This window comes from Chryseobacterium sp. TB1-D10, assembly GCF_059803555.1.
Window position 1 is genome coordinate 14274 of the sequence record NZ_JAPFHB010000013.1, and the last position, 24211, is coordinate 38484.

Here is a 24211-nt window from a genome sequence, read left to right on the forward strand (position 1 = left end):
TTTTTTTTATTTTTCAGATGAATGCTTTTGTGAAATGTTTGGTTCTGCAAAGCCTATTTTTTCATCTTCACTTAATTCTGATAATTTTTTGAATATGATTGAATAACTGACGTTGAACGGAACTTCCATCACGAAATAATTATTTCCTATTCCTTCACTTTTACATCCTAAATTTTCGAATTCTTTTCGTAGTTCCATTACATCAATATTCTCACTAAGAACGATGATTTGAATAGTCGAATTTCCAGAATGTTCTACAACTTTTCTGTAAGTGATACATTCTTCGTCCTCATCATATTCTGCAAAAACAATATCGCTTAAAGAAAAATCAGGACCGTAGAATGGAATATTATCAATTTTGTATAGACCTTTAGTAAGGTCTATAATTTCTGCCCACAGCGTTTCAACCACAATTTCCTCAAGAACATCGCTGTAATATCGAACTAATATTTTTTCTGAATTATTACCCACTTTTACTTCAGCCAATTTTGAATAAAACTTGTTTCTTTTTCATAGTCTTCATTCTCGTAAGTAAATCTTGCAAAAATCTTGTTTTGATATTGGGGAATTGAGCTAGATTCAATTCTATATAAATTAAAAACAATAGTATCTCTAAGTTCCGCATTTCTTCCATGAAATGTTTTGCTTAAGTAATAAACGGCATCTTTAAATTTATAAAGATTCATATCTGTACCAGTTCTGAATCTTCCAAAAGGATAAATTTGTTTACGCTTTAAATCATAGATAAGTTGATAATTCACGCCACATCCAAGACCTGTACACATATCAAAATCAAGCAATAGTAATACAAGATTTAAAGTTTTGTAGTATTTAACTTCAGATATTTGATTAGCATAAGTTACCGAATCTTTTTTATCCCAAACATCATTGATAGTTTGAAGTTTTTTGATTACAATCTTATTTCCATTGATGTCAATTGTAAAATGATTATTTTTATTTAAACTTTTAATTTTTAGATCTGAATTGAATTGTGAAACAGAATCGAGACTGGCTGAAAACGTTGGTTTAATTTCTGATTTTTCTAATTGATAAAAAAATGAATTAACTTTTTCACTAATATTTTGAGTTGAATCAATCTTATTATTTTTCAAATCAACTTTATGCTCCTTACAATTCAAAAAAATAAGCAGTAAAATAACTAATGATAAAGAACGTTTTGTCATAGTTTTAATTTAAGCTATTTCTCCCAAACAATTTTCTTCGTCATCACATCACTGGAATTGGTTCCAACCATTATTTCAAATTCGCCGGCTTCCCAATCGTAATTCAAAGCGTCATCGTAGAATTTTAAATCTTCTGGTGTCAGCTTGAAAGTAACAGTTTTGTTTTCTCCTTTCTTCAAAAATATTTTTTGGAAACCTTTCAGTTCTTTAATTGGTCGAACCACTTTCCCGAAAAGGTCTCTAATATATAATTGAACCGCTTCCTCGCCATCAAATTTCCCAGTGTTGGCAACATTCACATTGATGGTCAACGTTTGATTGCCTTTCAGATTGTCGGAACTCAGATTGAAGTTAGAATATTTGAAATCCGTGTAACTCAATCCAAATCCAAACGGGAATTTTGGATCGTTGTCCAAATCGATGTAAGCGGAAACGTAATTTCTGTCTGTAGATTTTCCGGCTGGTCTTCCCGTGTTGTAATGGTTGTAATAAATTGGGATTTGCCCTTCCGTTCTTGGGAAAGTCATTGGTAGTTTTCCTCCAGGATTCACATTTCCGAAGATTACATCAGCGATAGAATTTCCAGCTTCTGTTCCAAGCCACCAACTGTAAACGATGGTCGGAATATTATCCGCTGCCCAATCAAAAACCAAAGGTCTTCCGGCATTTATCATCAAAACAATTGGTTTTCCGGTTTTGGCGATTTCTTTCAGTAATTCTTCCTGAACTCCGGAGAAATGGAGGTTGCTTCGGCTTTTCGCTTCGCCACTCATTGCGTGTCCTTCGCCCAAAGTCATGATTACAACATCTGCTTTTTTCGCCGTTTCGATGGCTTCTGCAAACATCGATTTATCTTCATCATTTTCATTGCAACCTTTGGCGTAAAGTAAGGTGGAGTTTTTGTCTAATTGATTTTTGATGCCGTCAAACTGAGTCACAATTCTCTGCACATCATCTTTGAAAGGAACCGACCAAAATCCGTGCATCGCCACAGTTTCTTTTCCGAAAGGTCCAATCAGGGCAACCGTTTTAATCGATTTTGAAAGTGGAAGAAGTTTCTTTTCATTCTTCAAAAGCACGACGCTTTTTGCTCCAAATTCTCTTCCAAATTTTCGGTTTTCTAAGTTGTTAGTTTGTTGTTTTTGTCTGTCGGTATTGGAGAATTTATAAGGATCGTCAAACAATCCCAATTCGAATTTCTTGATTAAAATTCTTCTCACGGCATCATCCACAAATTTGATGTCCACTTTTCCTTCTTTGACTAATTTCGGAAGCTGCTCCATATAGATATTACTTTCCATATCCATATCGGAACCTGCGAGGATGGCTTTTTCCCCGGCTTCGGCATTGTCTTTTGCGTAACCGTGCTTTATCATTTCGCCGATGCTTCCCCAATCGGAAACCACAAAACCTTGGAATTTCCATTGGTCTTTCAATAAATCTCTCAGGATATATTTATTCGCCGTTGCGGGAATTCCGTTGATGTCATTGAAGGAATTCATAAATGTGGCGACTCCAGCGTCAGCCGCTGCTTTGAAAGGAGGTAAATATGTTTCATTAAGCTGTCTCAAACTCATATCAACCGAGTTGTAATCTCTCCCGCCAACTGCTGCGCCGTAAGCTGCAAAATGTTTTGCACAAGCCATAATAGCGTCGATGTTCCCTAAGCCTTTGCCTTGGAAACCTTTGATTCTTGCCAATCCGATTTTGGTTCCGAGGTAAGTATCTTCGCCGGAACCTTCCATCACACGTCCCCATCTTGGGTCTCTGGCGATGTCTACCATTGGCGCAAATGTCCATTGAATGCCGTAAGCTGAGGCTTCTATTGCTGCGATTCTTTCAGATTTTTCTATCATTTCCAAATCCCAGCTTGCGGCCTGACCAAGGTTAATCGGGAAAGTTGTTCTAAATCCGTGAATCACATCTTGACCAAAAATCAACGGGATTTTGAGTCTGGATTCTAAGGCTAATTTTTGGAAAGCTCTGGTTTCTTCTGCTCCGGTTACATTCAGCATAGAGCCGACTTTTCCTTGTTTTATTTCTTCCAATACTTTTTTGGAATTGGAGTTTTGTGGTCCTGTTGCATATTCGAAGCCGCTGTACTGGACGAGTTGTCCGGCCTTTTCTTCCAAGGTCATTTTGGAAAGGAGTTCGGTGACTTTTTGGTCGATACTTTTTTGGGCAGAAATGCTGATTCCCAAGATTAATAGTAGAAATGAGAAGGTATATTTTTTCATTAAAGTTGTTTTGTCTCTTTTTGAGAAATTGATCGAGGTAAAAGTAATAATATATTGATATAGTTTTATAATGTTTTAAAATATTCAAGCTGTTAAAAATTAAAAAGCTGCTTTTGCATCGCGCAAAAACAGCTTTAAAAGTGTTTTATAAATTTTTAGTATAATCTTAATCCAGCTCTTGCACCACTTGAAGTAAGAACCGCCTGGCTTCTCGTTTTTTGACCAGCAGAAAACATAAACATTGCAGCATCATCTACATAATCCATATAGTTCATAAACATGACAGATCTGGAAGTTCCACTACAAGTTTTGTATAATGGGTAAGTTGGTTTTCCATAGTTGGCAGCGGGTTGTGTAGGTGTATCCGTTACAAGATCATTGCCACATGCAGCATCTCCCCAGATGTGTCTTAAGTTTAGATAATGTCCAACTTCGTGGGTGGCTGTTCTTCCCAAGTTGTAAGGAGAAGTTGCACCGGTTTTACCAAAATATGGAGCTGCAATCACAACTCCGTCATTCCAAAGTCCTGCAGACTCAGGGAAGGTTGCGTATCCAAGGATTCCGCCCATATTTCCTACTACCCAAAGGTTAAAATAGTTAGATGGTGTTGTTGCATCTATACCGCCTGATGATGATTTTTTCATAGCATCATTAGTTCCCCATTTTGTTTTTGTGGTTGCTTTTCTTACAGTTTTAACAAGGTGAAATCTTATTTTGGTATCGCCAGCCTTAATTCCTGAAAATTCTGTCGGGATTTTTGAAGCGTCTGAATTAGTTCCGGCAAAGTCTGCATTTAGAATAGCAATTTGTTCAGCGATTCTTGCATCAGAAATGTTTTCGGCTGCTGTTTTATAAAGTACATTTACAACCACAGGAATATCTACAGAACCGTCTGCGAGAACTTTTCCCTGAAATGAATTCACAGCAGATTCTATATTCACCATACGTTCTCTGGCTCCTGCATCATTTTTTAATAGTTCAGACCTGATTTCTTCCGAAGGACAGGTTCTTCTTTCAGATATGCTCGTCTTTGCATTATCTTCAGCCAAAGCTTCCGTTTCCGGGTTTTGATTACAAGCAGTCATTATAACTGCAGAAGCGAGATAAAAAAATGTTTTCTTCATAGGATTATATTTTTTAAATTTTATCAAAAATATATATTTTTTTCATTGATTGCTCTTTTATTTTAATAAATATTCAAAAATTAATTTATTTTATTGAATTATTTTTAATTAATCGTTTGTTTAAGTTGATTTTATTTGCTGTGTGTTAAGCATTTCCGAATGTTTTGTTAGGATAAGCAGAAATCAGATTTTCGATTTAAATTCTTTATTTTTGAGTTTTAAACTTCCGAAATGAAAAAAATATTATTGGGATTGCTGTTGATGGGAACGGCTATTTCTGCGCAAGAACTGTATATGCCGAGGAATATCAAGAATGCTTATGCGAAAGGAACGCGCGATGTTTCCGGAAGGCCGGGGAAAAATTACTGGCAGAACAAGGGCGTTTATGATGTGAATGTGAAAGTGGATGCGCAGACGAAAATAGTTTCGGGTTCCGAAACAATCCAGTATTCCAATAATAGTCCGGATGAGTTGAAGGTTTTGGCAATCCGGTTTGTGAATAATGTGAATAAACCGCAAGCGCCGAGAGCCGGATATGCTTCGAAGGAATCTATGACGGATGGTTTGAAGATAAAATCTTTTTCCATTAATGGTGAAAAATATAATGTGAACAGCGACGATTGGGGAACTGTGGAAGCGGTGAAACTGACGAAAGCGATTGCCTCAAAATCCAAAACGGAAATCAAAATCGATTGGGAATATCCATTGGCAAACGAAAGTGGGAGAGAAGGGCAGATAGACCCGGAAACTTTTTATGTGGCGTATTCTTTCCCGAGAGTTTCTGTCTATGATGATTACAACGGTTGGGATATGTTGGCGCACAACGGCAGACAGGAGTTTTATAATGACTTCAATGATTATTCTTTTGCGATTTCTGCGCCGAAGAATTTTGTGGTTTGGTCAACAGGCGATTTCCAGAATCCTGAGGAAGTTTTGCAACCGCAATTTTTGAAACGTTTCAAAGAATCTTTGAAATCAGATAAAATAATCCACATTGCCAATGAATCTGAAATGAAATCGGGAAAAGTGACGAAGCCGAATGAGTGGAATGTTTGGAAATTCAAAGCAGACAATATTGTAGATTTTTGTTTTGCCTTGAGCAATCATTATGTTTGGGATGCGTCGAGTGTTCAGTTGAAAACTAAGAGGGCGAGTGTACAAGCTGCTTATAATGCTGGTGCGAAAGATTTTGAAAAATACACGGAATGGATGCGTTACAACCTCAAATGGTTTTCGGAAAACTGGCCGGGCGTGGAATATCCTTTCCCTACGATGACTGCCGTACAAGGTTACGCCGATATGGAATATCCGATGATGATAAATGACACGAGCATTCCAGACGATTTGCAAGATGCGAGATTGACGGCGGACCACGAGATTGCGCATACTTATTTCCCTTTCTATATGGGAATCAATGAAACCAGATATGCTTATATGGATGAAGGTTGGGCGACTACTTTGGAATATCTGATTGGAATTGATGAAAATGGAAAAGAAGCTGCGGATAAATTTATGAAGAACTTCCGTGTAAAACGCTGGATTAATGATGCTTCTACCGAGCAAGACCAACCAATTATCACGATGAGTTCTCAGCTTTCCGGAGCTGGATATGGGAACAATGCTTATGTGAAATCTGCGTTGTCGTATTTGGCTTTGAAGGATTATTTGGGTGATGATTTATTTAAGAAAGCACTTCATACTTATATGGACAATTGGAATGGAAAACATCCGATTCCTTGGGATTATTTCAATTCTATGAATGCGGGTTCGGGGAAAAATCTGAATTGGTTTTTCAATAACTGGTTTTATACGAACAATTATATTGATTTGAAGATTGCGTCTGTGATTGAGCAAGATAAGCAATTGGTTTTAAAGGTTGAGAATGTGGGTGGATTTGCAGTTCTGTTTGATGTGGTTTTGACCTATGAAGATAATTCGAATGAGAAAATTCATTTTACGCCTTCGGTTTGGGAGAAAGATCAGAAACAAATTAACTTGAACTTATCAATTAAAAAGAAAGTGAAATCTGTTAATTTGGATGGTGGAATTTTTATGGATTATACGGTGGAGGATAATTTGAAGAGTTTGTAATATAAAAATTCTTTGCAATACGAAAGTTTATATTATTAATAATAGATTTGCAACCTTTAATTCGTTAATCATAAATAATAAAATTTTCAAATGAAAAGACAGACTATCGCATTATTTTGCATAGCAGCATTTAGTTTTTCGTGTGCTGAAAAAGGTGACAAGAAAGACGACAGCAAATATACAGATGAACAAAAAGCTTCTTATTACATAGGAATGAACATCGCTCAAAATATGAAACAAGAAGGCTTCAAAGTAGATGCAGAACTTTTGGCTCAAGGTATCAAAGAGGAAATGGACAGCACGAAGAAAAAGATTTTACCAGCCGAAGAAATGAACAGCTTTATGCAGGACTTTATGATGAAGCAACAGCAAAAAAAGCAGTCTGAAGCGGGAGTACAGTCCAATGACAATAAGAAAAAAGGTCTGGAATTTCTAGCGAAAAACAAAACTAACCCAAAAATAAAAACCACAGCTTCTGGTTTGCAATACGAGGTTTTGCAGGAAGGTGACGGCAAAACAACACCAAAAGCAACAGATGTTGTGCAAGTAAAATACACAGGAAAACTTTTGGACGGAACCGTTTTCGACTCAACTGACAAAAATGGAGGCGCGCCAGCGGACATCAATCTAGGTGCCGTAATCCAAGGTTGGACAGAAGGAATTCAGCTGATGAGTAAAGGTTCTAAATACAGATTTTACATTCCTTCCGATTTAGCTTACGGAGACCAGGGCGCTGGTGGTGCAATTCCGGGAGGAGCAACCATTATTTTTGATGTGGAATTGGTAAATATAAAGTAAAGCTGAACAGTTTAACAAAATCAAAAACCTCGGCTATTTTAGCTGAGGTTTTCTTTGTTTAATATAATTTTCTAAAGCCTAAGGCACGATGAACAAACTTGCAATAGCAGTTGCATCATTTGTATTTAAAATTTCATCATAAGCCGCAGATCCTGCTTCTGGTCCGAAGGCAGTCGCCGTATTGAAACCAGCCTGAACTGTAACACCTTCCCCAGCATATACTGCATTGGTAGCTGCAGGCATATTACCACCGTTTGCGAGTTCTATCCAGCCTTTCTGTCCTCTCAATCTTCTTACTTCAGAAGCGTGTCTTGCTTCCACAGAGTGAATTTGCAGTGCTGCTGTCAAAACATCTTTGTTAGACATTACATTTCCAGCTTGTCCTTTGTAAGCTCTTACACCTGTATCTTCAAAAGCCTGTGCCAAAACCAAAAATGTTTGATAATCATCCATTGGATTAAACGCGCCGTTCACTGTAAAATCGAAAGTTGGTTTTGCTACCGGAGCAGTTCCCAATGCCGTTAAAGTACTTTTAAGGAATGCAACGTGAGCAGTTTCGTGTTTTGAGATCTGACTGAAAATAGCTCTGTCAGCTGTCTGAATTAATCCTGCTTTTGCCAGACCCATTCTGTAATATTCGTCTTCCAAATATTCTAGTGTTAATGCCAATTGAAGAGCATCTATCAGAGGCGTTGCAAGTGCAGCTGAGCTGGTAGTTGTAGTTTCTGCATGAGCCGGAGTAGACATCAAAGCACCTAATCCAAGTGGAAGTGCTGCCACTGCTGCTTTCTTACCAAAGTTTGAAAGACTGCTTAATGTTTCTAATCTTGAAGCTTCTGTTGTGAAAAACTTATCGTTTGAGAGCTTATCTAGTAATCTAAGAATGTTCATAATAGTAAATTTTTGAAATTAATAATGAATTAAATACCTCTCTCTTTCCAAGTAAATGGTGTTTTGAAGAAGCTTCCTGCAGCAGCTACAACGTCTTTCGGCTCTTTTGCAAGATCCAGTCCCATGGCGTTGATTACATCATCTCCGGAGAAATCTGCAGATTTTGGATTAATAAGATCTCTGATCGCTGCAGCGTGTCTTGCTTCTACAGAAACAATTTTTCCTGCAACTACTAGATAGTCAGCATTTGCAATATATTTACCGGCACCGTTATAAGCGGCAACACCTGTATCTTCCAAAGCTTTCGCAGTTGCAAGAACTGACGCTCTGTTGCTAAAGTTCACACCAGGATATTGGAATTCCAAAGTTGGCAATATAGCGTTTGGAGCAGCACCGGTAATTGCTGCTTTGAAAAAGTCTCTGTGGATTACCTCGTGGTTATAAAGATCTGTCAAAACTTGTTTCTCATCATTTGAGATTCCTGAATAGAAGTTGTTTACCACTTTTGTGTAGAAATCTGCTTCTAGCTGTTCCAGTGCATAAGCGTAATTCAATACACCTACATCACCAGTTCCAAGGTCGAAAACATTGCCGCCTGGATTGATGATAAGATCATCATCATTACAACCTACAAGTGCAAGTCCTGCAACTGCCAACCCAACACCGCTGAGTTTCAAAAAGTTTCTTCTGTTGGTATCCAAAGTAGCTGAACTATTGGATACACTGATTGTTTTTTTCATAATATTATTTTTATATACTCGATTAATTTGTAAGCAATTTTATTATAAAACAAAAATAACACAAGAATTCTTATGTTATTTTAAATAATCACTAAGGCATCAATACTGTGTCGATAACATGAATCGTGCCATTTGATTGGTTTACATCTGCGATAGTAACTTTCGCATTTCCTCCTTTCGCATCTTTTATATAAAGGTCATTTCCTTTTGTCCAGAACGTAACATCTTCTCCTTCAACAGTTTTCATTGCAGCTTTTCCGTTGCCAGCTTTTACAGCCGCCCAGATTTGTTTTGCGCTGTATTTACCTGCCAGTACGTGATAAGTCAATATTTTGGTAAGGTTTTCCTTATTTTCCGGTTTTACGAGGCTTTCAACAGTTCCCGCCGGCAGTTTTGCAAAAGCTTCGTTGGTTGGTGCCAATACTGTGAATGGACCTTTGCCTTGTAGCGTTTCTACCAATCCGGCAGCTTTTACAGCAGCAACAAGAGTTGTGTGGTCTTTGGAATTCACTGCGTTTTCAACAATATTTTTGGAAGGATACATTGCTGCGCCACCTACCATTACTGTTTTTTCTTTCATTGCCTGTGCAGCTACATTTCCACTGAATGCGAATGATAATGCGATCATTCCGAAGGCTGCGATTTTTGTTCTTGAATTCATTTCGATAATTTTTTACGTTAATATTTTGTGTGTTAATTGCAGTTACGAGTTTAATTTACTTTTGGATTGAAAAAATTGAATGTTTATTTTAAATCATTAATTATCAGACGATTATTTTTTAGCAATGGGAACAAAATCCAGACAAACAGAGTTCATACAGAATCTCTTTCCAGTTGGAGCAGGTCCATCATCAAAGATATGTCCCAGGTGAGAATCGCATCTGCCGCAGAGCACTTCTGTTCTTGTCATATTGTACGAATTATCTTTTTTGTAGATAACGCTGCTCTTCCGAATGGGCTCATAGAATGATGGCCAGCCGCAGGTTGTTGCAAATTTCGAAGTCGAAAGAAATAGTGCATTGCCACAAACAGCACAGTAGTAAGTTCCTTTCTCATCAAATTCATAAAACTTTCCGGTGAATGCAGTTTCTGTTGCTGCTTCTCTGGCTACCTGATAAAGTTCCGGTTTCAGGATTTTTTTCCATTCGGCATTGCTGACCTTCAATTTTGATGTTTCCGTTTTTGAGTAATATGGATTTTTGGTTCTGAAGTTTGCAGACTGTGCAGCAACATTGCCGTGCATCAAAGCGACAGAACTTACCAGGAATATTTTTTTAAGCTTTTTCATTATATAAATATTTATAAGTATCTACGAGGCCGAAAGGGATTTGGATGTCACTTTTTATGGGTTTACCACTTTACTTTCATTAAACTGGAATTTCAACAGGTTAAATTGACATTATCTAAAACACTTTCATTTTAGATATCACGAAAGTTCATTCTTATGCCGAATGTTTATTTTATGTTGAAACCCGCAGCCCGACCTGAGTGGAGCTCATTTTTTGCGAAATACTTTAGTTCCTTTTGTACCGGAAGATTCCTGGCAAAAAATAGCGGGAACGGAGGGCGGAAAAAGCTGCCCAAAATATAAGAATTACCAATCTGTATTGATAATAATGCAACTAAATGAAAAAATATTTGGTTATTTATAATATTTCACTACTTTTGAATTGTAAAATATTGATTATTAAGACAGCCTATTCTGAAGAAGAACTTTTGAATCTGTTACGCAAAAAAAGTGAAGCAGGATTCAAGCACCTTTACAGCCACTATTCCGGTGCGTTGTATGGTGTGATTTTCCGGATTGTGCAGTCGAAAGAATATACAGAGGAGATAATCCAGGATGTCTTTGTCAAAATATGGAACTCTATCCATCAATATGATATTACAAAAGGCAGATTCTACACATGGATGATTAATATTGCAAGGAATACGGCGATAGATTATCTCAAATCCAAGTCTTTCCAAAACGAACTCAAAAACCAATCACTTCCAGATTTCGTATATAACAGTACGGCACTTTCCACGTCTAATAAGTCCTCGGATTTTATTGGATTTACAGATGTGCTGTCGAATCTGGAAAATGATAAAAGAGAAATGATAGATCTAGCTTATTACCAAGGCTACACGCAAAGCGAAATATCGGAAAAAATGAAAATTCCGTTAGGTACTATAAAAACTAAGATGCGAAATGCTCTTATAAATTTGAAAGATCTACTCCAAGATTATAAATAAAGTGAACGTAGAAGAATACATATCATCCGGAATCTTAGAATCTTATATTCTAGGTCTTGCTTCTCCCGAGGAAGCGGGTATATTGGAGTGTGTTATGAAGAACAGTGCTGAAGTAAAAGCAGCATATGAGGAAGCACAAAAAACTTTGGAAGATCTGGCAACAGCTCAGGCTGTAGCACCACCTAGCGATCTGGAAACCAAAATCTGGACCAAAATCCAGAAAGAACAAACTGATGAAGAAATCCGACCTGTTTTCTCTGAAAAACCGGAATATAAGATTGGAGAAATCACTCAGGAAATCTACCCAAACAAAGCAATTAACTGGCAGAAATATGCAGTTGCAGCTTCTGTTCTTTTCTTTGTAAGCATTGTCGGTAATTTCTTTTGGATCAACGATATTTCCAAAAACAAAAAGGAAATTGCACAATTGCTGACTGAGAAAAAATCACAGGATCTCGCCTTGAAAACATCCCAGGAGAAATTAGCGATCCTATCCAATCCGGACATCTTAACAGTTCCGCTGAAAGGCGTGGAAAAATATCCGGATTCCAAAGCAATTGTCTATTGGGATCAGACTTCTAAAAACGTTTATCTGAATGCAGAAAACCTACCAAAAGCACCGGAAGGAATGCAATATCAGCTTTGGGCACTTGTAGACGGCAAGCCTGTAAGCGCCGGAATGTACTCCGCTGAAAAAGATACCAGAGAAATTCTTGCAAATATCCCGAAAGCGCAAGCTTTTGCTATAACCCTTGAAAAACAGGGCGGTAGCGCATCTCCTACAATGGAAAATATGTTTGTAATCGGCAATATTTAATTCGCCTTTTCAAAAATTTTAAAAAAATTATCCCAAAAGTTTTTATTTTTAAAAATAATTTATATTTTTGCACCGCAATAAGGGAAAAACAAAGAACTATTCTTTATCCATAGAGCTTAGACGATCATTTTATACTTCCCGAAACTGCAAAATAAATTTTTAAAATTTTTTCAAAAAAAAGTTTGCAAATTAAAATTTAGTTTTTATCTTTGCACCCACATTTGAACGTTATGGCAAATCATAAATCAGCACTTAAAAGAATCAGACAAAACGAAGTAAGAAGACTTCGTAACAAATACAATCACAAGACTGCAAGAACAGCTTTGAAATCACTTAGAACAGAAGAGAACAAAGCAGTAGCAGTTGAGCAATTACCAAGAGTAATCTCTTTACTTGACAAGTTAGCTAAGAAAAACATTATTCATAAGAATAAGGCAGCTAATTTAAAAAGCAAATTAACTAAGCACGTAAACAGCTTAGCTTAATATAAAAGTCCTTGGCCCGTTCGTCTATCGGTTAGGACCTCAGGTTTTCATCCTGGTAAGAGGGGTTCGACTCCCCTACGGGCTACTTAAAAATCCTTAGAATTTTTCTAAGGATTTTTTTTGGTTTAAGATCATATGTCTGTTGGCTTTCCAGCTGTGTGTTTATTACTCTGACTTTCACCATCAAAAAATGCATATTCATCTATAATATTTTGAATATGATATGAGTTTAATAACTTTGACAAAAAAATACTTATGTACATCATCATTGCAGTCATTCTGGTTCTAGTTGTAATCTTCCTTATCAACTCTTCCAAACTGGAAAATTTCCGAAGCAAACGCGGAAGAACTTTGGAATTTTTCATTTCATTGATCTCAACCTTTATCGGTTTCTTTTTTGCCCTCAGTCTTAACACAATGTTGTCCGACATTACTCAAAAAGAAAATCTTGTAAAACTTTTGGACGCCACCAATCTTTCACTGGAAAACAGCGAAATGAAGACCAAAGGAATGTATCTCAATCCTGCTAAAAAAGGAGTGGATGTTTCAGAGATCATTCAGTATTCACCGTTGGAACTTCCGAAACTTTACACCAATCTGGAAACTAATTCTCTTGTCAGCGATTATTTTTTATCAAATGCATTTCAGGCATATATTTTGTGTAACGACAATCTGCAGACTTTCGTGAAAGGAGCTAATGCTGCCAACGCAAGTTCTGAAAAGAAAATATTAATCTTAGAAAAATATTTAGCCTACCTAAGTCTGGCAAAACAAGTCAATACTTTGGAAATAAAAAGGCTAAATGGCGACATTTCCCAATCCGATGAGAATGCCGAATTACAAAAATTAACAAAACAGATTATTAATAATCAATAATAGAATGAAAAAAACACTTATGTCATTGGCTTTAGCTGGATTATTACTGACAGCCAACAGTTGCAAAAAAAACGAAACGTCAGATGTGAAAATAGATTTCACCCAGTCCTATGAAGATGCGGCACTAGCACTGGCTACTGCACAGCAAAATTACCAGGAAGCGGTTGCAAGCAAAGATCCGGCAAGGATAGAAGCGGCAAAAGTAGAATTACAGAAAGCGCAGGACAAATATGTTGAGTCCAAAAAAGTTTATGTCGCGGAAGGCGGGACAGTGAAGGCTGAATATGAAAATAATCTAGTGACATCTACCCAAATCCTCAGTACACCATCATCTGATATTGTCAGCAGTGTCATCAAAAAATCTGATAGCATCATCACAGGAAAAGCCAACGCACAAATAGACAATACGGCCAAAGAAATAAAAGACAGAGTAAATACTGAAAAAGCAAAACTCGTAGAAGACGCAAATAAAAAAGTTGCAGAAACCAAAGTTGCAGCTGAAAAAGCCACAGGAGATTTCAAAAAAAGAACAGAAGAAACCCAGAAGGCAGCAAATGAAAAGATTGACAAAGCTCAGAAAGATCTTAATAATCTTTTTAAATAACAGATACCAAATTCTTATTATAAATAAATCCTTAGAAATCTCTGGGGATTTTTTAATTTTACATTAATAATCGAATCATATGAAAATCCTCATCATAAACGGCCCAAATCTCAACTTACTAGGAACGCGTGAACCCGAAATCTATGGTTCTGTTTCTATGGAAGATTATCTTTCGGATTTGAAAAATGAATTCAGTAGTCATGATATTTTTTATTATCAATCCAATATTGAAGGCGAGCTAATCAACCGTTTACAGGAAGATAACTTCGAAGCTGTAGTCATCAATCCCGGTGCGTTTACGCATTATTCTTACGCAATTTCTGATTGTCTTAAGAATATCAACAAACCAAAAATTGAAGTTCATATCAGCAATATTTACAAGCGCGAAGAATTCCGAAAGAAATCTGTGACGGCGGAAAGCTGCGATGCTGTGATTTCCGGTTTTGGAATGAAAGGTTATCGATTGGCGCTTCAAAGTTTGAAATGAATTAAACCATAGACACATAGATTTTTATTAATCTTAAAACAAAAAAGAGAAAATAGCTAAAGTTCTATTTTCTCTTTTTGTTATAAAATCTGTTCGATTTTTCTATGTGCCTATGTGGTTTTAATTTTCACTATTCGATTTTGATAAAGAATTTGCCGACTGGTTCGCCATCTGCCATATTGTTCTTTGCAAATATCAGCCAATATTCTCCTTTCTGTTTCGTATCGTATTCGATTGTTGGCCCGAAAGGTCCGTCAAAAGTATTGTCAGGCATTCGGATCTGATTGATTCTTACATTCATTGGACTTTCAGTTTTTACGTAACCTTTTATTTTTGGCTGATTGAGATTTTCCAATTTCAAAATGATTTGATCATTCGGATTTTTGATTTCCAGATTTAATCGGATTGGCATTTTTGAAGCATCGACTGTAATGATATTTTGATTCGACTCTTTTTCCGTTTTTACAATTGCAGAAAGAGAATCAATCGGTTTTTCAATCGTCGTGACTGTATCGATTTTTGCGTCTTTTTCTTCAGGTTCTTTTTTACAGGCTACCAGAAATAATGGAATTAATGCCAGATATTTTAAACTATTTACTTTTTGATTTGTCGAGATTAATCGTTTCATAATATAAAATTTTTGAGAGGAAAGTTTCTTTCTGATAAGATTCGATTCTATCTGTAAGTTGATTTTTCATTTCGGAGTTTCCGGTTTTCTCAGCATAATCCAACAATATTTTTTCATTATAATTGATGGAAACTAAGTGGTAATTATCCGCAAAATTCTTTCTTTTAATATTATTGGCCGTGATAATTCCGCCCCAATTGACGTAACTGCAAACCAAAATCAAGCCATATGAAGCCCAGAACATCTTATTGAAAAGGAAAGCATTAGTCTTTTTATTTTGAATTTTGATGAAAGTGAAAATCAAACCAATCAAAGCCATGGTGAGGAAAGCATAAACACCCAGACGTTTGTAAGTTAGCCCAAAATTGATAATATATTCTGAGTTTTTGAGGGAAGCAGAAATAACCAAAACAGCATTTAATACAATCCAGATTTTTGCAGAAATTTTCAGAGACTTTGCTTTTTCATCAAAATTAAATCCTCTTTTGAAATAGAAAAGAATCACAAGAATCGCCATTATGATAGACATTATCACGGAGTTCACACGTTCGTGAGTTTCTGCACTTAATCCGTCAGCTGATTTTGTGACTTCAAAAAACTGTTCGTAGTTGTAAGTCATAATAAAAACCAAAAGCAAAATATTAAGTGCAGAAAAGGAAATCAATCCGCTGGTTCTTTCGGAATCGATGTCGAGAAAAGAAAATGTTGGTTTTTGAATTTTTATTAATCCTGAAAAGTCGTCATTCAAATATCTATTCTGTTTGAATATGAATCTTTCCACACCGAAATTCCAGAAAATAAAACCCACGTAAAATCCAATGATAGCCAAAAAAATAATGTCAAAAAAACTGAAATCCAATTTTATCTCACTGAAAAATTGGTCGAAATGTGAACTTCCTGCTGAATAGATGCAGAGAAAAATTGTAATTAATATTCCAGGAATTAAGATAAATGTAATCAGTTTTTTTCCGAAACCGCTACCTTCTTTTGGTTTTTCGAACCATTGTTCTGTGTTGAAAACTCTTCCTACAAATGAAATTAGATTGATTAATAAAACTTCTATGTAGAGAAATGGTTTTAGTTTCGGGTAAGTTCCTTTGAATCTTAATAAAAATACCGAAACGAAAACGGCAACGAAAGAAACAGCATCGCCAAACCAGGCAAAAGCAAATGATGAAAAAATGGAAGTGACAAAAAGTGTTAGAAATGTTTTGGTTCGAAACTCAGATTTGGTTTGTATAAATGTCAAAATACTTAGCAATATTCCAAAAATTCCGAGATTGAGGGCAATGTATTCTTTGTAAAAAAGGATGACAACTGCCAAAACTGTGATGAAGATAAGATGATGTTTTTTCATAATTATAATGTTTATTATTTAAATAGTAAATAGATTCTAATAAAGAACTGGTGTTTCCTTTTGGTAAACAAAATCTCTGATGTTCTCAAAATTGTGGGAAAGTAATTTCTCAAAATCCCAGTAGTGGAAAGATCTCATACTCCTTCCTTTCTTATAGGCCTGGATATAAATCCTGAAATATTCCGGAAGAATGAGACTTCCCAAGAAGATGAGCATTCATTTTTCCATTTCCCAAAAGCAAAAACTGCATTGCAATTTCCTCCTCGAACCTGGTTCCACAATCTGTAAGCAAGTGATGAACGTCGTGATTTTCCATTTTGGGAATCATTATAAAACCGTGTTTTTTGTAGAATTCACCAAGTTTTCTACCCAAAGTATCTTCTTCAAAAGCCAATAACTGTTGCTGGGAAAACGCCCATTCCCTTTTCTTTTTCTTAAAATATTTTCTATAAAGCTTTTGTGTATTGTCATAAACGAAAAGCAAAAATTGAATACGGATTTTTTTCATAATTTTTATTTTAAATAGATTTCAAGGTAAAAAGTGTAATCTCCGGTCTGCAATTGAATCTGACTTGATACGAATGTCCCAAAGCTCGGTTGATGTAAAGTGTTCTTCCATCTTCTAAATCAATAATTCCGGAAGTGTATTTTCTGTTTTTCACAGGTAAAATTAATGGAGGAAGAAATGGAGGTTTTGCTTGTCCTCCGTGTGTATGTCCGGAAAGAATCCAACCTTGATAATCGTTCCAGACATCCAAATCGCAAACGTCGGGATTGTGACAAAGGACAAGATTGGCATTGTCTGGATTGATGGTTTTGGTCAGGTTTTCCGGGTGGAAATTCATTCCCCATAATTCTTCAAAACCTAAAATATTGAGTCCGGAAATATCAACTTTCTCATCACGAAGCATTTGAATTTTGGAATCGGTGATAATTTTTGAAATTTCATCAGCCACATATTCTTCACGCCACTCTGCGCCATAATCGTGATTGCCTAGAATCGCAACGGTTCCTAACGTTCCGAGAACGGCTTCTTTCATTACGATTTTCAGTTGTTCAAATTGTTCAGGATTATTTTCCCAACAGACAAAATCGCCGGTGTAAACCACGATATCTGGTTTGTAAACTTTTGCTTTCTTGAAAGAATCAATCAGGAAATTATAATCGAAGCGATTTCCGACGTGCAAATCTGAAATCTGCATCAGCACTTTGTTATGAAGTTTTGAAGGTAGATTTTTGATTAGTAGATCCTGATGGACAAACTCCAGCCAAAAAGGTTCGACTTGCCAACTGTAGAATAAAGACAATCCTGCGGTTGCTAATAATGTTTTTTTGATGAATGATTTTCGGGTCATATTTTGCTTTGAATTTCAAAGTTTGAGGGTAAAATTTTTTGAATACTAAGAATGATTAGAATCCAATAAATGACGATAAATGGAAAATTAAAAAAAAGAATAATAATTGATTTTAAAAATTCTTGTCTATTCTCAGGAAACACATAAATCATCGTTGCCTGGAAAAGAATAAAAATCAAATTAATAATTGCGTTAACTACTATCAGTAAAACAAATATTATAGGGTCAAAAGAGTTTTCAGAATAATAGCTCATTAAAAACATTATTAAACCAATTACCGAACTACAAGAAAAATAAATAAGCATTACTTTTTTCATACTATAAAGTCCTTTGAATCACAAAGTTAATTTTCAAAAAAAATCGGGAGTTATCTTCCCAACAATTTTTCCAGGTTATTGATATGTTCTGTGAAAGCATCTCTACCATTTTGCGTCACGCGGTAAGATGTTCTCGGTTTCTTGCCTACGAATTCTTTTTTCACTTCTATATATTCTGCTTTTTCCAGAGCTGTGCTGTGGCTGGCAAGATTTCCGTCGGTGGCGTTCAAGAGATTTTTCATTTCGGTAAAATCAACCCAATCGTTGACCATGAGAACGGACATAATGCCTAATCTTACACGACTTTCGAATTCTTTGTTGAGTTGATTGATGTTTAACATTTTTATTTAAAGTTTTGAAAACATTGTGGTCCGACTGCCCCACCTCCGTATTCTAATGCGAATTTGTTATTGACTAAAATATAATTACAATTATTATTAAAATTATTTCTATCCGTTAGCTTATTTTGAAAAACATCAAATGAATACATTCCCATACCACTTATCTTAAATCCTATCTTAATAGGTTCGCCGTCCTCTATTGAAATACAATCTGCTTTATATAATTTTTCTTTAAGAATTTCAATTGTTTCCAAATCCCAATTAAGCATATTTTTAAGGTCTGGCGTCAGTAATATTTCTTTGTTAAAATCCCAACTTTGAAAAAACTTTTTCCCCACACCATTATTTTGAATTGCAAGTCTTCCAATAATTTCATCATCTTTAAACTCAATTGAGACAATTTTATCTTTTGGTTTTAATCTTATTGAAATACAAAATCAATTCATCAATTTCTTTTTCATTTGAATAATATTCTTCTTTCAACTCTGAAACTGAATAATTTTTATCAAAAGCTCCAAAAGCAGAGGCAATCATAATATTTAGTACAATCGCACCGATTGTGAACAATCCAAAAACACTAGCGAGTCCAATTAAAATATATTTTAAAATTTCTGACATTTTAATCGTATTTCCTATACATCAAAATCCCATAAAATATATGCAGAAATCCAAATCCAATCGCCCAAAATATCAATCCCCAACCAAGCCAGAATAGTGCAATCATTCCAAGAACGACTTCGCAAATTCCCAAATATTTGACATCACTCAATGTATATCGTTCTGCATTAATCAAAGCTAATCCGTAGAAAATAAGCATTGAAGGCGCAATTAAAGGAAAATAATGATGATACCAAAGTGCAATACAAAAAATCCCGCCCGCAGCTAAGGGAATTGCAAAATTGAATAACAATTTCTTTGTGATTGAATCCCAGATTTTCAGGTTTTTCTTTTTGCTTTTTCTGGCTGTGAAAATATAACCGCTGGAAATCGCTAAAATCAAAACCACCAAAGCGACAAAGAATAATTCCTTCGCCAAAGCTGGTCCGTAGATATTACGTTCACCATCAAAATAATCAACGCCTTCTCTTTGGAAAATGAAATAAACATACACGGAACCCAGCAACGCCACGATTCCCGCAATCACGCCGGACAATCCACTCAATGAAATAAATCTTGAGCTGCGTTCCATCATCTGACGGATATGCGCCAACTCTTCCTGATAATTTTTAGATTCCATAAAAAGAACTTTGAATTACAAAGCTACAATTTATTTTAAAACTCCAAAATTAATTTTGAAGTTTTTTGATATTTCTTCCGCTGCTGGATTTTAAACGTTGAATCTGCAGCCCGGCTTGAGTGGAAATCCTTTTTTTGATGCTGGAAAAGCCTAGGCAAAAAAGATTGGGAACGGAAGACGGATTAAGCTGCCCAAATAATTATTTTACAATTCCGTCACTTTCTTACCAATCTTGTAAACGGTTCCCCGGAAACCTGCAACAACCTCATCATTTTGATTCTTAATCGTGATATCATAGACTGCAGTTTTCCTAGTATCTGTCAGCAAAATACTTTCGGCAGTCAATACATCGCCATCTCTCGCGGCTTTTGTAAAATTGATATAACAATTAAGTGCGACTGCAGCTTCGCCAGTGTTATTGGATGAAAAAGCCAGCGCAGAATCTGCAAAAGCGAACGTTACACCACCGTGAACAGTTCCCAAACCATTTATCATTTCTGATTTCACGGGCATTTTTATGAGACAGTAATTTGTTTTAATATCAATAAGTTCTATTCCCAACCATTGAGAAAAAAGGTCTTTCCCGAATATATATTCGGCGGTTTCTTTCGGCGTCATTTATTTTCCTTTGTAATTTGGTAAACGTTTCTCTATAAAAGCGGTTACACCTTCTCGGAAATCTTCGGTCTCTGCCGCATCTTGCTGAATGATGGATTCATAATCCAACTGCTCTTTCAATGTAAAATCATAAGATTTACTGAAAGCTTTTTTGGTCAGATAAAGAGCAGTCGTTGCTGAATGAGCGAGTTGCGTAAGAACTTCCATTGATTTTTCCACAAATTCAGAATCTGGAAAAACATCAGCAACCAAGCCCATTTTCTTAGCTTCAGGCGCAGGCACTTTTTTCCCTGTGAAAGACAGATAACTTGCCAACTGCTTCCCAACTAATTTTGGTAAGAAGTAAGTTCCGGCTGTATCAGGAATCAAACCGATGTTCGCAAATGCAAATGAGAAATAAGAACTTTCTACAGCCAAAGTGAAATCACAAATGGAAGCCAGCATTGCACCGGCACCAACTGCAGGACCATTGACCAAAGCAATCACAGGCTTTCTGCATTTTACAATTTCTAAAACCAAAGGATTATAATATTCTATAACAAAACGCTGAATTGCCCGATCATCTTCATCTTCGCCAAAGCTCAAAGCTTCCTTTAAATTCTGACCGGCACAAAATGCTTTTCCTTTTCCGGCAATCGCAACGCAACGTACATTTTCATCTTCGCTAAATTTGTGGACGGCGTTTCGCAATTCGGAAAGCATTATTTTGGTTAAACTGTTATAACTTTCCGGCTGGTTGAGGTAGATCAATTGCAATTTTCCGTCGAATTGGGCATCTATTTCTATTTGTGTATAACTCATTTTACATAATTATTGTTAGTTGCAATTTAATATATTTAATTCAAAACCTGACAGAAAGTTCTATTCTTAAAATAACAACAAAAACTCGCCTGATGAAAATCCATCAAACGAGCCGTTTTAAATTTAAAAATATGAAGTTACTTTTTGAGCAGCTTATTGGTAAACGTATTACCATTGGAAGTTTTGGTTTGAACGATGTAAACACCACTTTTCAAATTGCTGACATTGATTTTGGACTCATTGGAGTTAACTGTTTTTACAAGACTTCCGTTAGATGCATAAATATTTGTAGAAACGATGTTCCCATTGATTCCTTTATATTCAAAATGATCTTGCGCCGGATTTGGATAGATAACAGCTTTTGAATTGAAGTCTGCATCTGCAACATTCAGGAAGTCGCACTCTGCATTCAGTTCGTACAAACCTTCCACATTCAGCAACTGAAACCAGTCAAAATTATTTCCGCCCATCGCAACGCTTTCACCAACTACGCCTTCGCCTGTTTCGTAATGCGCCGTTGTAGACCACGCATTGGCATCGGATTTTGTACTCATCCATATTCGTTCGTGTGACATTGTACCGTTTAACAAAATTGGAGTTTGAAGGTTTATTTTAACTTTTCTGATGATAAATTCGTGCAAAGGCTCATACCCAACTTCTTCAAACGATTCTATGCTTGTATTAGTTACAGAAAAAAGCTGTTGGTGGGGAATATTTCTACTTGGATCTTCCGGATCTTCCGGCGTAGAAAGAATATTGTCGTAGAAAATAAAATTGACAAAAGTTGGCGGTAATTTACTTGCCAAAGTCACTACAATACTATTGATTTTAATCGTCTGGTTATCTGTAATCGGAATATCAACGGCTGCTTTTTGTCCGCCATTTCCAATAATGAAGACACCGTTTTCTTCTTCAGTATCATTAATGACAACTGTGTTGCAAGTCTCGGCTTTCGCAGCTGCTTTTGGTTGAACTTCAACAGTTCCGGAAAAAGATTTTTTAACAGAATTCCCACAACCTACATTTTGAGAGAAGCTTAAAATCGAACCTAAGGCCGATAAAAAAAATACAATTTTCTTCATAATTAATTTTTTAAGATTTAATAAAATATGTTGCGATAATCACATCAATTAGAAATAAATTTTATTTCATTGATGAAGTAAATGTATATACTTTAAGAATCAAAAAATAGCTTTTGTCTTTCGAAATATCATATTTTAAAAGCTAAAAACAAGTATTAAAATCCAGAAAATCAAATATTTAAATATTTTTATGTTTCTTTTCTGCTTCCCGCAAAAAGGCAGATGGAGAAATCCCAGTGATATTTTTGAAAACAGTCGTGAACGAACTATGGGAAGAAAAACCGGCTTCTTCTGCCAGATAACTTATCTTATAATTAAGGAATTCCGGACGTTCGAGAATCTGCTTGCAGATATAATTGATGCGCAGGTCATTCAAGTAATTATTGAAGTTTTTTTCTTTATGTTTCTTAATAGTTTCAGAAAGATAAGTCGGATTCGTTTTGAACATCACAGCCAGATTTGCAACCGTCAACTTTGAATTGGTAAATTTTGCCGACTCTTCAAACTTTTCTAATTTATCGAGAATCATAGCTTCCGCAGAACTTGGAACTGAGAATGTCACTTTTTCCTTTTTTTCAATTTCCGGCTGAATGATTTCTTTCGGTTCAAAAGTTTCCTTTATCTCTTTCTTTTCAAGATTCGAAATGAAGTTTTGATAAATCAATTTCTCTTTCTTTCTTTTTTGATTGATGAAGAAAATAGAAATTCCACCGACGAAAACCAACAATCCGCAGCTGATTATTAAAAGGTTATTATGACCTTCTTTGTCAGATATATTTTCCAAAAGATTTCTTTGCTCTTCAGAAACTGCAGTGTTGATCGCTTTTAGATTATTATCTTTCACATCTGGTTCCAGTTCCAAAAGTTTCTCAGAATATTCGATGTATTTCTCTTTATTATCTAAAGCTTTGTAGGACGCAATCAGCTTTTTGTATATATCAGCCCGTAATCTGTTGTCTTTGAAAGCATCTTCTCTCAGAACAACTTCCAGGGAATCGATTGCTCTTTGATGTTCATTTTTATAAGCATAAACCTTAGCTAAATTATTGTAAATAAAATACTTGAATTCTTTATTTTCCGTATCACGGATTGCCAAAGCTTTATTAAGAAAATATTCAGCCGAATCATTTTGTTTGAGATAAGCATACGAAACGCCCATATTGTAAAAGGCTCTTCGGAACTGAAAAATGTTCTTTTTGCTGGGATTTCCAATGTTTCCTAAAAACTTCAAAGCTTTTTGATAATCTTTTTTGGCCACAAGAAAATTTTCTTTATCAGCCTCAAGATTTCCATATTCAATGTACAATCTTGCGGTTAGATAATTCTTTTCGTAACCATTCGGAAGTTTATCAACTTGTTGTTTCGATAAGTCCAGGTAAGGTTTTATTTTATCCGGAAAATTCAAAAATGAATATTGGTTGGCGATAGAACCGTAGATTTTCGCCATCAATTTGGTGTTATCCAATTTCTCAGCAATCTCTTTCGCTTTGAAAAGCATTTCCGTGGACTTTGCAAAATCTGGCTTTTTGATTTTCAGATAGGCATCCGCCATTTTCATCCGGACTTCATATTTGGCTTCGTCGGAGATTGGCTGCTCAAGCTTCTTGATACTTTGTTCTACAATTGATTCAGGCGAGATTTTACTTTTGTCCAAAGTCTCGGAGCCAGACAGGTCTTCCTGATTTTGATTCTGTGCAGAACAAAACATTATCAAACAAAAGGTCAGCGAAACAATTAGAAAACGAGTCAATTTCAGATTTTATACTCAAATTTATAAATAAAAAATACGATTTGAGATATTAAGAAATTTTCCTGATTAAAATTCATTACCAAATTGACAATCATTTTTAATTAAATTATTGAGATTTCGGAAATTTTGTCTTTTCTAATTCATTCAAAATTCAAT

At 35.7% G+C, this 24211-nt stretch carries 28 protein-coding genes and 1 tRNA gene; 9 read left to right on the forward strand and 20 right to left on the reverse strand.

Features of this window, described 5'->3' with window-relative positions; genetic code table 11:
• Window positions 1-6: 6 nt before the first annotated feature.
• The 4 genes from OPU68_RS15980 to OPU68_RS15995 all read right to left on the reverse strand — a co-directional run bounded on the left by OPU68_RS15980 (window position 7) and on the right by OPU68_RS15995 (window position 4545).
• A complete protein-coding gene (locus OPU68_RS15980; RefSeq protein ID WP_498474959.1) occupies window positions 7-486 on the reverse strand; it encodes a DUF4265 domain-containing protein in 480 nt (159 codons plus the stop codon).
• Window positions 474-1184, reverse strand: coding sequence for a hypothetical protein (locus OPU68_RS15985; protein ID WP_498474960.1), 711 nt, complete (start codon window positions 1182-1184; stop codon window positions 474-476). Before OPU68_RS15985 ends, OPU68_RS15980 begins: the two co-directional genes overlap by 13 nt.
• Window positions 1185-1198: 14 nt before the next feature.
• Window positions 1199-3421: a beta-glucosidase BglX gene (gene bglX / locus OPU68_RS15990; RefSeq protein ID WP_498474961.1), complete on the reverse strand. Its 2223-nt coding sequence runs from the start codon at window positions 3419-3421 to the stop codon at window positions 1199-1201.
• A gap of 155 nt (window positions 3422-3576) precedes the next feature.
• Window positions 3577-4545, reverse strand: coding sequence for a zinc metalloprotease (locus tag OPU68_RS15995; protein WP_498474962.1), 969 nt, complete (start codon window positions 4543-4545; stop codon window positions 3577-3579).
• A 231-nt stretch (window positions 4546-4776) separates the two neighbouring features.
• Between OPU68_RS15995 and OPU68_RS16000 the strand changes: the two genes are divergently transcribed.
• Window positions 4777-6636 (forward strand): M1 family metallopeptidase, encoded by a 1860-nt coding sequence (locus OPU68_RS16000; RefSeq protein ID WP_498474963.1) that lies wholly within the window; start codon window positions 4777-4779, stop codon window positions 6634-6636.
• Between the two features lie 90 nt (window positions 6637-6726).
• Window positions 6727-7434 (forward strand): BamJ family beta-barrel-assembly machinery protein, encoded by a 708-nt coding sequence (bamJ, locus tag OPU68_RS16005; protein ID WP_498474964.1) that lies wholly within the window; start codon window positions 6727-6729, stop codon window positions 7432-7434.
• A gap of 78 nt (window positions 7435-7512) precedes the next feature.
• Here bamJ and OPU68_RS16010 read toward each other — a convergent pair whose 3' ends face one another.
• The 4 genes from OPU68_RS16010 to msrB form a co-directional block, all read right to left on the reverse strand.
• Window positions 7513-8325 carry a ferritin-like domain-containing protein gene (locus OPU68_RS16010; RefSeq protein ID WP_498474965.1) on the reverse strand — a complete coding sequence of 271 codons (813 nt, stop codon included), beginning with the start codon at window positions 8323-8325 and terminating at the stop codon, window positions 7513-7515.
• Window positions 8326-8354: 29 nt separating this feature from the next.
• Window positions 8355-9065 carry a ferritin-like domain-containing protein gene (locus OPU68_RS16015; protein WP_498474966.1) on the reverse strand — a complete coding sequence of 237 codons (711 nt, stop codon included), beginning with the start codon at window positions 9063-9065 and terminating at the stop codon, window positions 8355-8357.
• 91 nt (window positions 9066-9156) lie between these two features.
• Window positions 9157-9726, reverse strand: a complete 570-nt coding sequence (locus OPU68_RS16020; protein WP_498474967.1) for a fasciclin domain-containing protein — start codon at window positions 9724-9726, stop codon at window positions 9157-9159.
• A gap of 111 nt (window positions 9727-9837) precedes the next feature.
• On the reverse strand, window positions 9838-10308 hold the full coding sequence (gene msrB, locus OPU68_RS16025; protein WP_498475039.1) for a peptide-methionine (R)-S-oxide reductase MsrB: 471 nt from the start codon (window positions 10306-10308) through the stop codon (window positions 9838-9840).
• Between the two features lie 383 nt (window positions 10309-10691).
• Here msrB and OPU68_RS16030 point away from each other — a divergent pair, with 383 nt between their 5' ends.
• The 7 genes from OPU68_RS16030 to aroQ all read left to right on the forward strand — a co-directional run bounded on the left by OPU68_RS16030 (window position 10692) and on the right by aroQ (window position 14569).
• On the forward strand, window positions 10692-11300 hold the full coding sequence (locus tag OPU68_RS16030) for an RNA polymerase sigma factor (protein ID WP_498474968.1): 609 nt from the start codon (window positions 10692-10694) through the stop codon (window positions 11298-11300).
• A 1-nt stretch (window position 11301) separates the two neighbouring features.
• Window positions 11302-12117: an anti-sigma factor gene (locus OPU68_RS16035; RefSeq protein ID WP_498474969.1), complete on the forward strand. Its 816-nt coding sequence runs from the start codon at window positions 11302-11304 to the stop codon at window positions 12115-12117.
• 230 nt (window positions 12118-12347) lie between these two features.
• The gene (gene rpsT, locus OPU68_RS16040) at window positions 12348-12602 is read left to right on the forward strand and encodes a 30S ribosomal protein S20 (protein WP_028123610.1); all 255 of its coding nucleotides are present in this window, start codon (window positions 12348-12350) and stop codon (window positions 12600-12602) included.
• A 13-nt stretch (window positions 12603-12615) separates the two neighbouring features.
• Window positions 12616-12687: transfer RNA gene (locus OPU68_RS16045), tRNA-Glu, on the forward strand.
• Between the two features lie 170 nt (window positions 12688-12857).
• Window positions 12858-13478 (forward strand): hypothetical protein, encoded by a 621-nt coding sequence (locus OPU68_RS16050; protein WP_498474970.1) that lies wholly within the window; start codon window positions 12858-12860, stop codon window positions 13476-13478.
• A 4-nt stretch (window positions 13479-13482) separates the two neighbouring features.
• On the forward strand, window positions 13483-14082 hold the full coding sequence (locus tag OPU68_RS16055; RefSeq protein WP_498474971.1) for a hypothetical protein: 600 nt from the start codon (window positions 13483-13485) through the stop codon (window positions 14080-14082).
• 79 nt (window positions 14083-14161) lie between these two features.
• Complete coding sequence (aroQ, locus tag OPU68_RS16060) at window positions 14162-14569, forward strand: type II 3-dehydroquinate dehydratase (protein ID WP_498474972.1); 408 nt, start codon at window positions 14162-14164, stop codon at window positions 14567-14569.
• A gap of 130 nt (window positions 14570-14699) precedes the next feature.
• On the opposite strand, the gene OPU68_RS16065 is transcribed toward aroQ, so the two are convergent.
• From OPU68_RS16065 to OPU68_RS16120, 12 genes are all read right to left on the reverse strand, one after another.
• The gene (locus OPU68_RS16065; RefSeq protein WP_498474973.1) at window positions 14700-15197 is read right to left on the reverse strand and encodes a hypothetical protein; all 498 of its coding nucleotides are present in this window, start codon (window positions 15195-15197) and stop codon (window positions 14700-14702) included.
• On the reverse strand, window positions 15160-16554 hold the full coding sequence (locus OPU68_RS16070) for a DUF4153 domain-containing protein (RefSeq protein WP_498474974.1): 1395 nt from the start codon (window positions 16552-16554) through the stop codon (window positions 15160-15162). The genes OPU68_RS16065 and OPU68_RS16070 overlap by 38 nt, the downstream gene beginning before the upstream one ends.
• Window positions 16555-16705: 151 nt before the next feature.
• A complete protein-coding gene (locus OPU68_RS16075; protein WP_498474975.1) occupies window positions 16706-17062 on the reverse strand; it encodes a Coq4 family protein in 357 nt (118 codons plus the stop codon).
• A gap of 10 nt (window positions 17063-17072) precedes the next feature.
• Window positions 17073-17909: a metallophosphoesterase gene (locus OPU68_RS16080; RefSeq protein ID WP_498474976.1), complete on the reverse strand. Its 837-nt coding sequence runs from the start codon at window positions 17907-17909 to the stop codon at window positions 17073-17075.
• Between the two features lie 367 nt (window positions 17910-18276).
• Window positions 18277-18567 (reverse strand): winged helix-turn-helix domain-containing protein, encoded by a 291-nt coding sequence (locus OPU68_RS16085; protein WP_498474977.1) that lies wholly within the window; start codon window positions 18565-18567, stop codon window positions 18277-18279.
• Window positions 18568-18569: 2 nt separating this feature from the next.
• On the reverse strand, window positions 18570-18905 hold the full coding sequence (locus tag OPU68_RS16090) for a hypothetical protein (RefSeq protein ID WP_498474978.1): 336 nt from the start codon (window positions 18903-18905) through the stop codon (window positions 18570-18572).
• Window positions 18906-18969: 64 nt separating this feature from the next.
• Entirely contained in the window at window positions 18970-19185 is a 216-nt protein-coding gene (locus tag OPU68_RS16095) for a hypothetical protein (RefSeq protein ID WP_498474979.1), read from the reverse strand.
• Between the two features lies 1 nt (window position 19186).
• On the reverse strand, window positions 19187-19804 hold the full coding sequence (locus OPU68_RS16100) for a hypothetical protein (RefSeq protein ID WP_498474980.1): 618 nt from the start codon (window positions 19802-19804) through the stop codon (window positions 19187-19189).
• Window positions 19805-20008: 204 nt separating this feature from the next.
• The gene (locus OPU68_RS16105) at window positions 20009-20422 is read right to left on the reverse strand and encodes a hotdog fold thioesterase (protein ID WP_498474981.1); all 414 of its coding nucleotides are present in this window, start codon (window positions 20420-20422) and stop codon (window positions 20009-20011) included.
• Window positions 20423-21223: an enoyl-CoA hydratase/isomerase family protein gene (locus OPU68_RS16110; protein WP_498474982.1), complete on the reverse strand. Its 801-nt coding sequence runs from the start codon at window positions 21221-21223 to the stop codon at window positions 20423-20425.
• Between the two features lie 137 nt (window positions 21224-21360).
• On the reverse strand, window positions 21361-22305 hold the full coding sequence (locus OPU68_RS16115; protein WP_498474983.1) for a T9SS type A sorting domain-containing protein: 945 nt from the start codon (window positions 22303-22305) through the stop codon (window positions 21361-21363).
• A gap of 178 nt (window positions 22306-22483) precedes the next feature.
• Window positions 22484-24013: a helix-turn-helix domain-containing protein gene (locus OPU68_RS16120; protein ID WP_498474984.1), complete on the reverse strand. Its 1530-nt coding sequence runs from the start codon at window positions 24011-24013 to the stop codon at window positions 22484-22486.
• Between the last annotated feature and the right edge of the window lie 198 nt (window positions 24014-24211).

What these genes read in the sequence shown, in the direction of transcription:
- OPU68_RS16055 (WP_498474971.1), top strand. Translation starts at nt 13,483, where the DNA reads ATGAAAAAAACACTTATGTCATTGGCTTTAGCTGGATTATTACTGACA.
- OPU68_RS16010 (WP_498474965.1), bottom strand. Translation starts at nt 8,325, where the DNA reads ATGAACATTCTTAGATTACTAGATAAGCTCTCAAACGATAAGTTTTTC.
- OPU68_RS16085 (WP_498474977.1), bottom strand. Translation starts at nt 18,567, where the DNA reads ATGTTAAACATCAATCAACTCAACAAAGAATTCGAAAGTCGTGTAAGA.
- OPU68_RS16030 (WP_498474968.1), top strand. Translation starts at nt 10,692, where the DNA reads ATGAAAAAATATTTGGTTATTTATAATATTTCACTACTTTTGAATTGT.
- OPU68_RS16015 (WP_498474966.1), bottom strand. Translation starts at nt 9,065, where the DNA reads ATGAAAAAAACAATCAGTGTATCCAATAGTTCAGCTACTTTGGATACC.
- OPU68_RS16105 (WP_498474981.1), bottom strand. Translation starts at nt 20,422, where the DNA reads ATGACGCCGAAAGAAACCGCCGAATATATATTCGGGAAAGACCTTTTT.
- OPU68_RS15985 (WP_498474960.1), bottom strand. Translation starts at nt 1,184, where the DNA reads ATGACAAAACGTTCTTTATCATTAGTTATTTTACTGCTTATTTTTTTG.
- OPU68_RS16095 (WP_498474979.1), bottom strand. Translation starts at nt 19,185, where the DNA reads ATGTCAGAAATTTTAAAATATATTTTAATTGGACTCGCTAGTGTTTTT.
- OPU68_RS16065 (WP_498474973.1), bottom strand. Translation starts at nt 15,197, where the DNA reads ATGAAACGATTAATCTCGACAAATCAAAAAGTAAATAGTTTAAAATAT.
- rpsT (WP_028123610.1), top strand. Translation starts at nt 12,348, where the DNA reads ATGGCAAATCATAAATCAGCACTTAAAAGAATCAGACAAAACGAAGTA.
- OPU68_RS16080 (WP_498474976.1), bottom strand. Translation starts at nt 17,909, where the DNA reads ATGACCCGAAAATCATTCATCAAAAAAACATTATTAGCAACCGCAGGA.
- OPU68_RS16070 (WP_498474974.1), bottom strand. Translation starts at nt 16,554, where the DNA reads ATGAAAAAACATCATCTTATCTTCATCACAGTTTTGGCAGTTGTCATC.
- OPU68_RS16100 (WP_498474980.1), bottom strand. Translation starts at nt 19,804, where the DNA reads ATGGAATCTAAAAATTATCAGGAAGAGTTGGCGCATATCCGTCAGATG.
- OPU68_RS16115 (WP_498474983.1), bottom strand. Translation starts at nt 22,305, where the DNA reads ATGAAGAAAATTGTATTTTTTTTATCGGCCTTAGGTTCGATTTTAAGC.
- OPU68_RS16020 (WP_498474967.1), bottom strand. Translation starts at nt 9,726, where the DNA reads ATGAATTCAAGAACAAAAATCGCAGCCTTCGGAATGATCGCATTATCA.
- msrB (WP_498475039.1), bottom strand. Translation starts at nt 10,308, where the DNA reads ATGCACGGCAATGTTGCTGCACAGTCTGCAAACTTCAGAACCAAAAAT.
- OPU68_RS16110 (WP_498474982.1), bottom strand. Translation starts at nt 21,223, where the DNA reads ATGAGTTATACACAAATAGAAATAGATGCCCAATTCGACGGAAAATTG.
- OPU68_RS16000 (WP_498474963.1), top strand. Translation starts at nt 4,777, where the DNA reads ATGAAAAAAATATTATTGGGATTGCTGTTGATGGGAACGGCTATTTCT.
- OPU68_RS16120 (WP_498474984.1), bottom strand. Translation starts at nt 24,013, where the DNA reads ATGTTTTGTTCTGCACAGAATCAAAATCAGGAAGACCTGTCTGGCTCC.
- bamJ (WP_498474964.1), top strand. Translation starts at nt 6,727, where the DNA reads ATGAAAAGACAGACTATCGCATTATTTTGCATAGCAGCATTTAGTTTT.
- OPU68_RS16050 (WP_498474970.1), top strand. Translation starts at nt 12,858, where the DNA reads ATGTACATCATCATTGCAGTCATTCTGGTTCTAGTTGTAATCTTCCTT.
- aroQ (WP_498474972.1), top strand. Translation starts at nt 14,162, where the DNA reads ATGAAAATCCTCATCATAAACGGCCCAAATCTCAACTTACTAGGAACG.
- OPU68_RS15995 (WP_498474962.1), bottom strand. Translation starts at nt 4,545, where the DNA reads ATGAAGAAAACATTTTTTTATCTCGCTTCTGCAGTTATAATGACTGCT.
- bglX (WP_498474961.1), bottom strand. Translation starts at nt 3,421, where the DNA reads ATGAAAAAATATACCTTCTCATTTCTACTATTAATCTTGGGAATCAGC.
- OPU68_RS16075 (WP_498474975.1), bottom strand. Translation starts at nt 17,062, where the DNA reads ATGAAAAAAATCCGTATTCAATTTTTGCTTTTCGTTTATGACAATACA.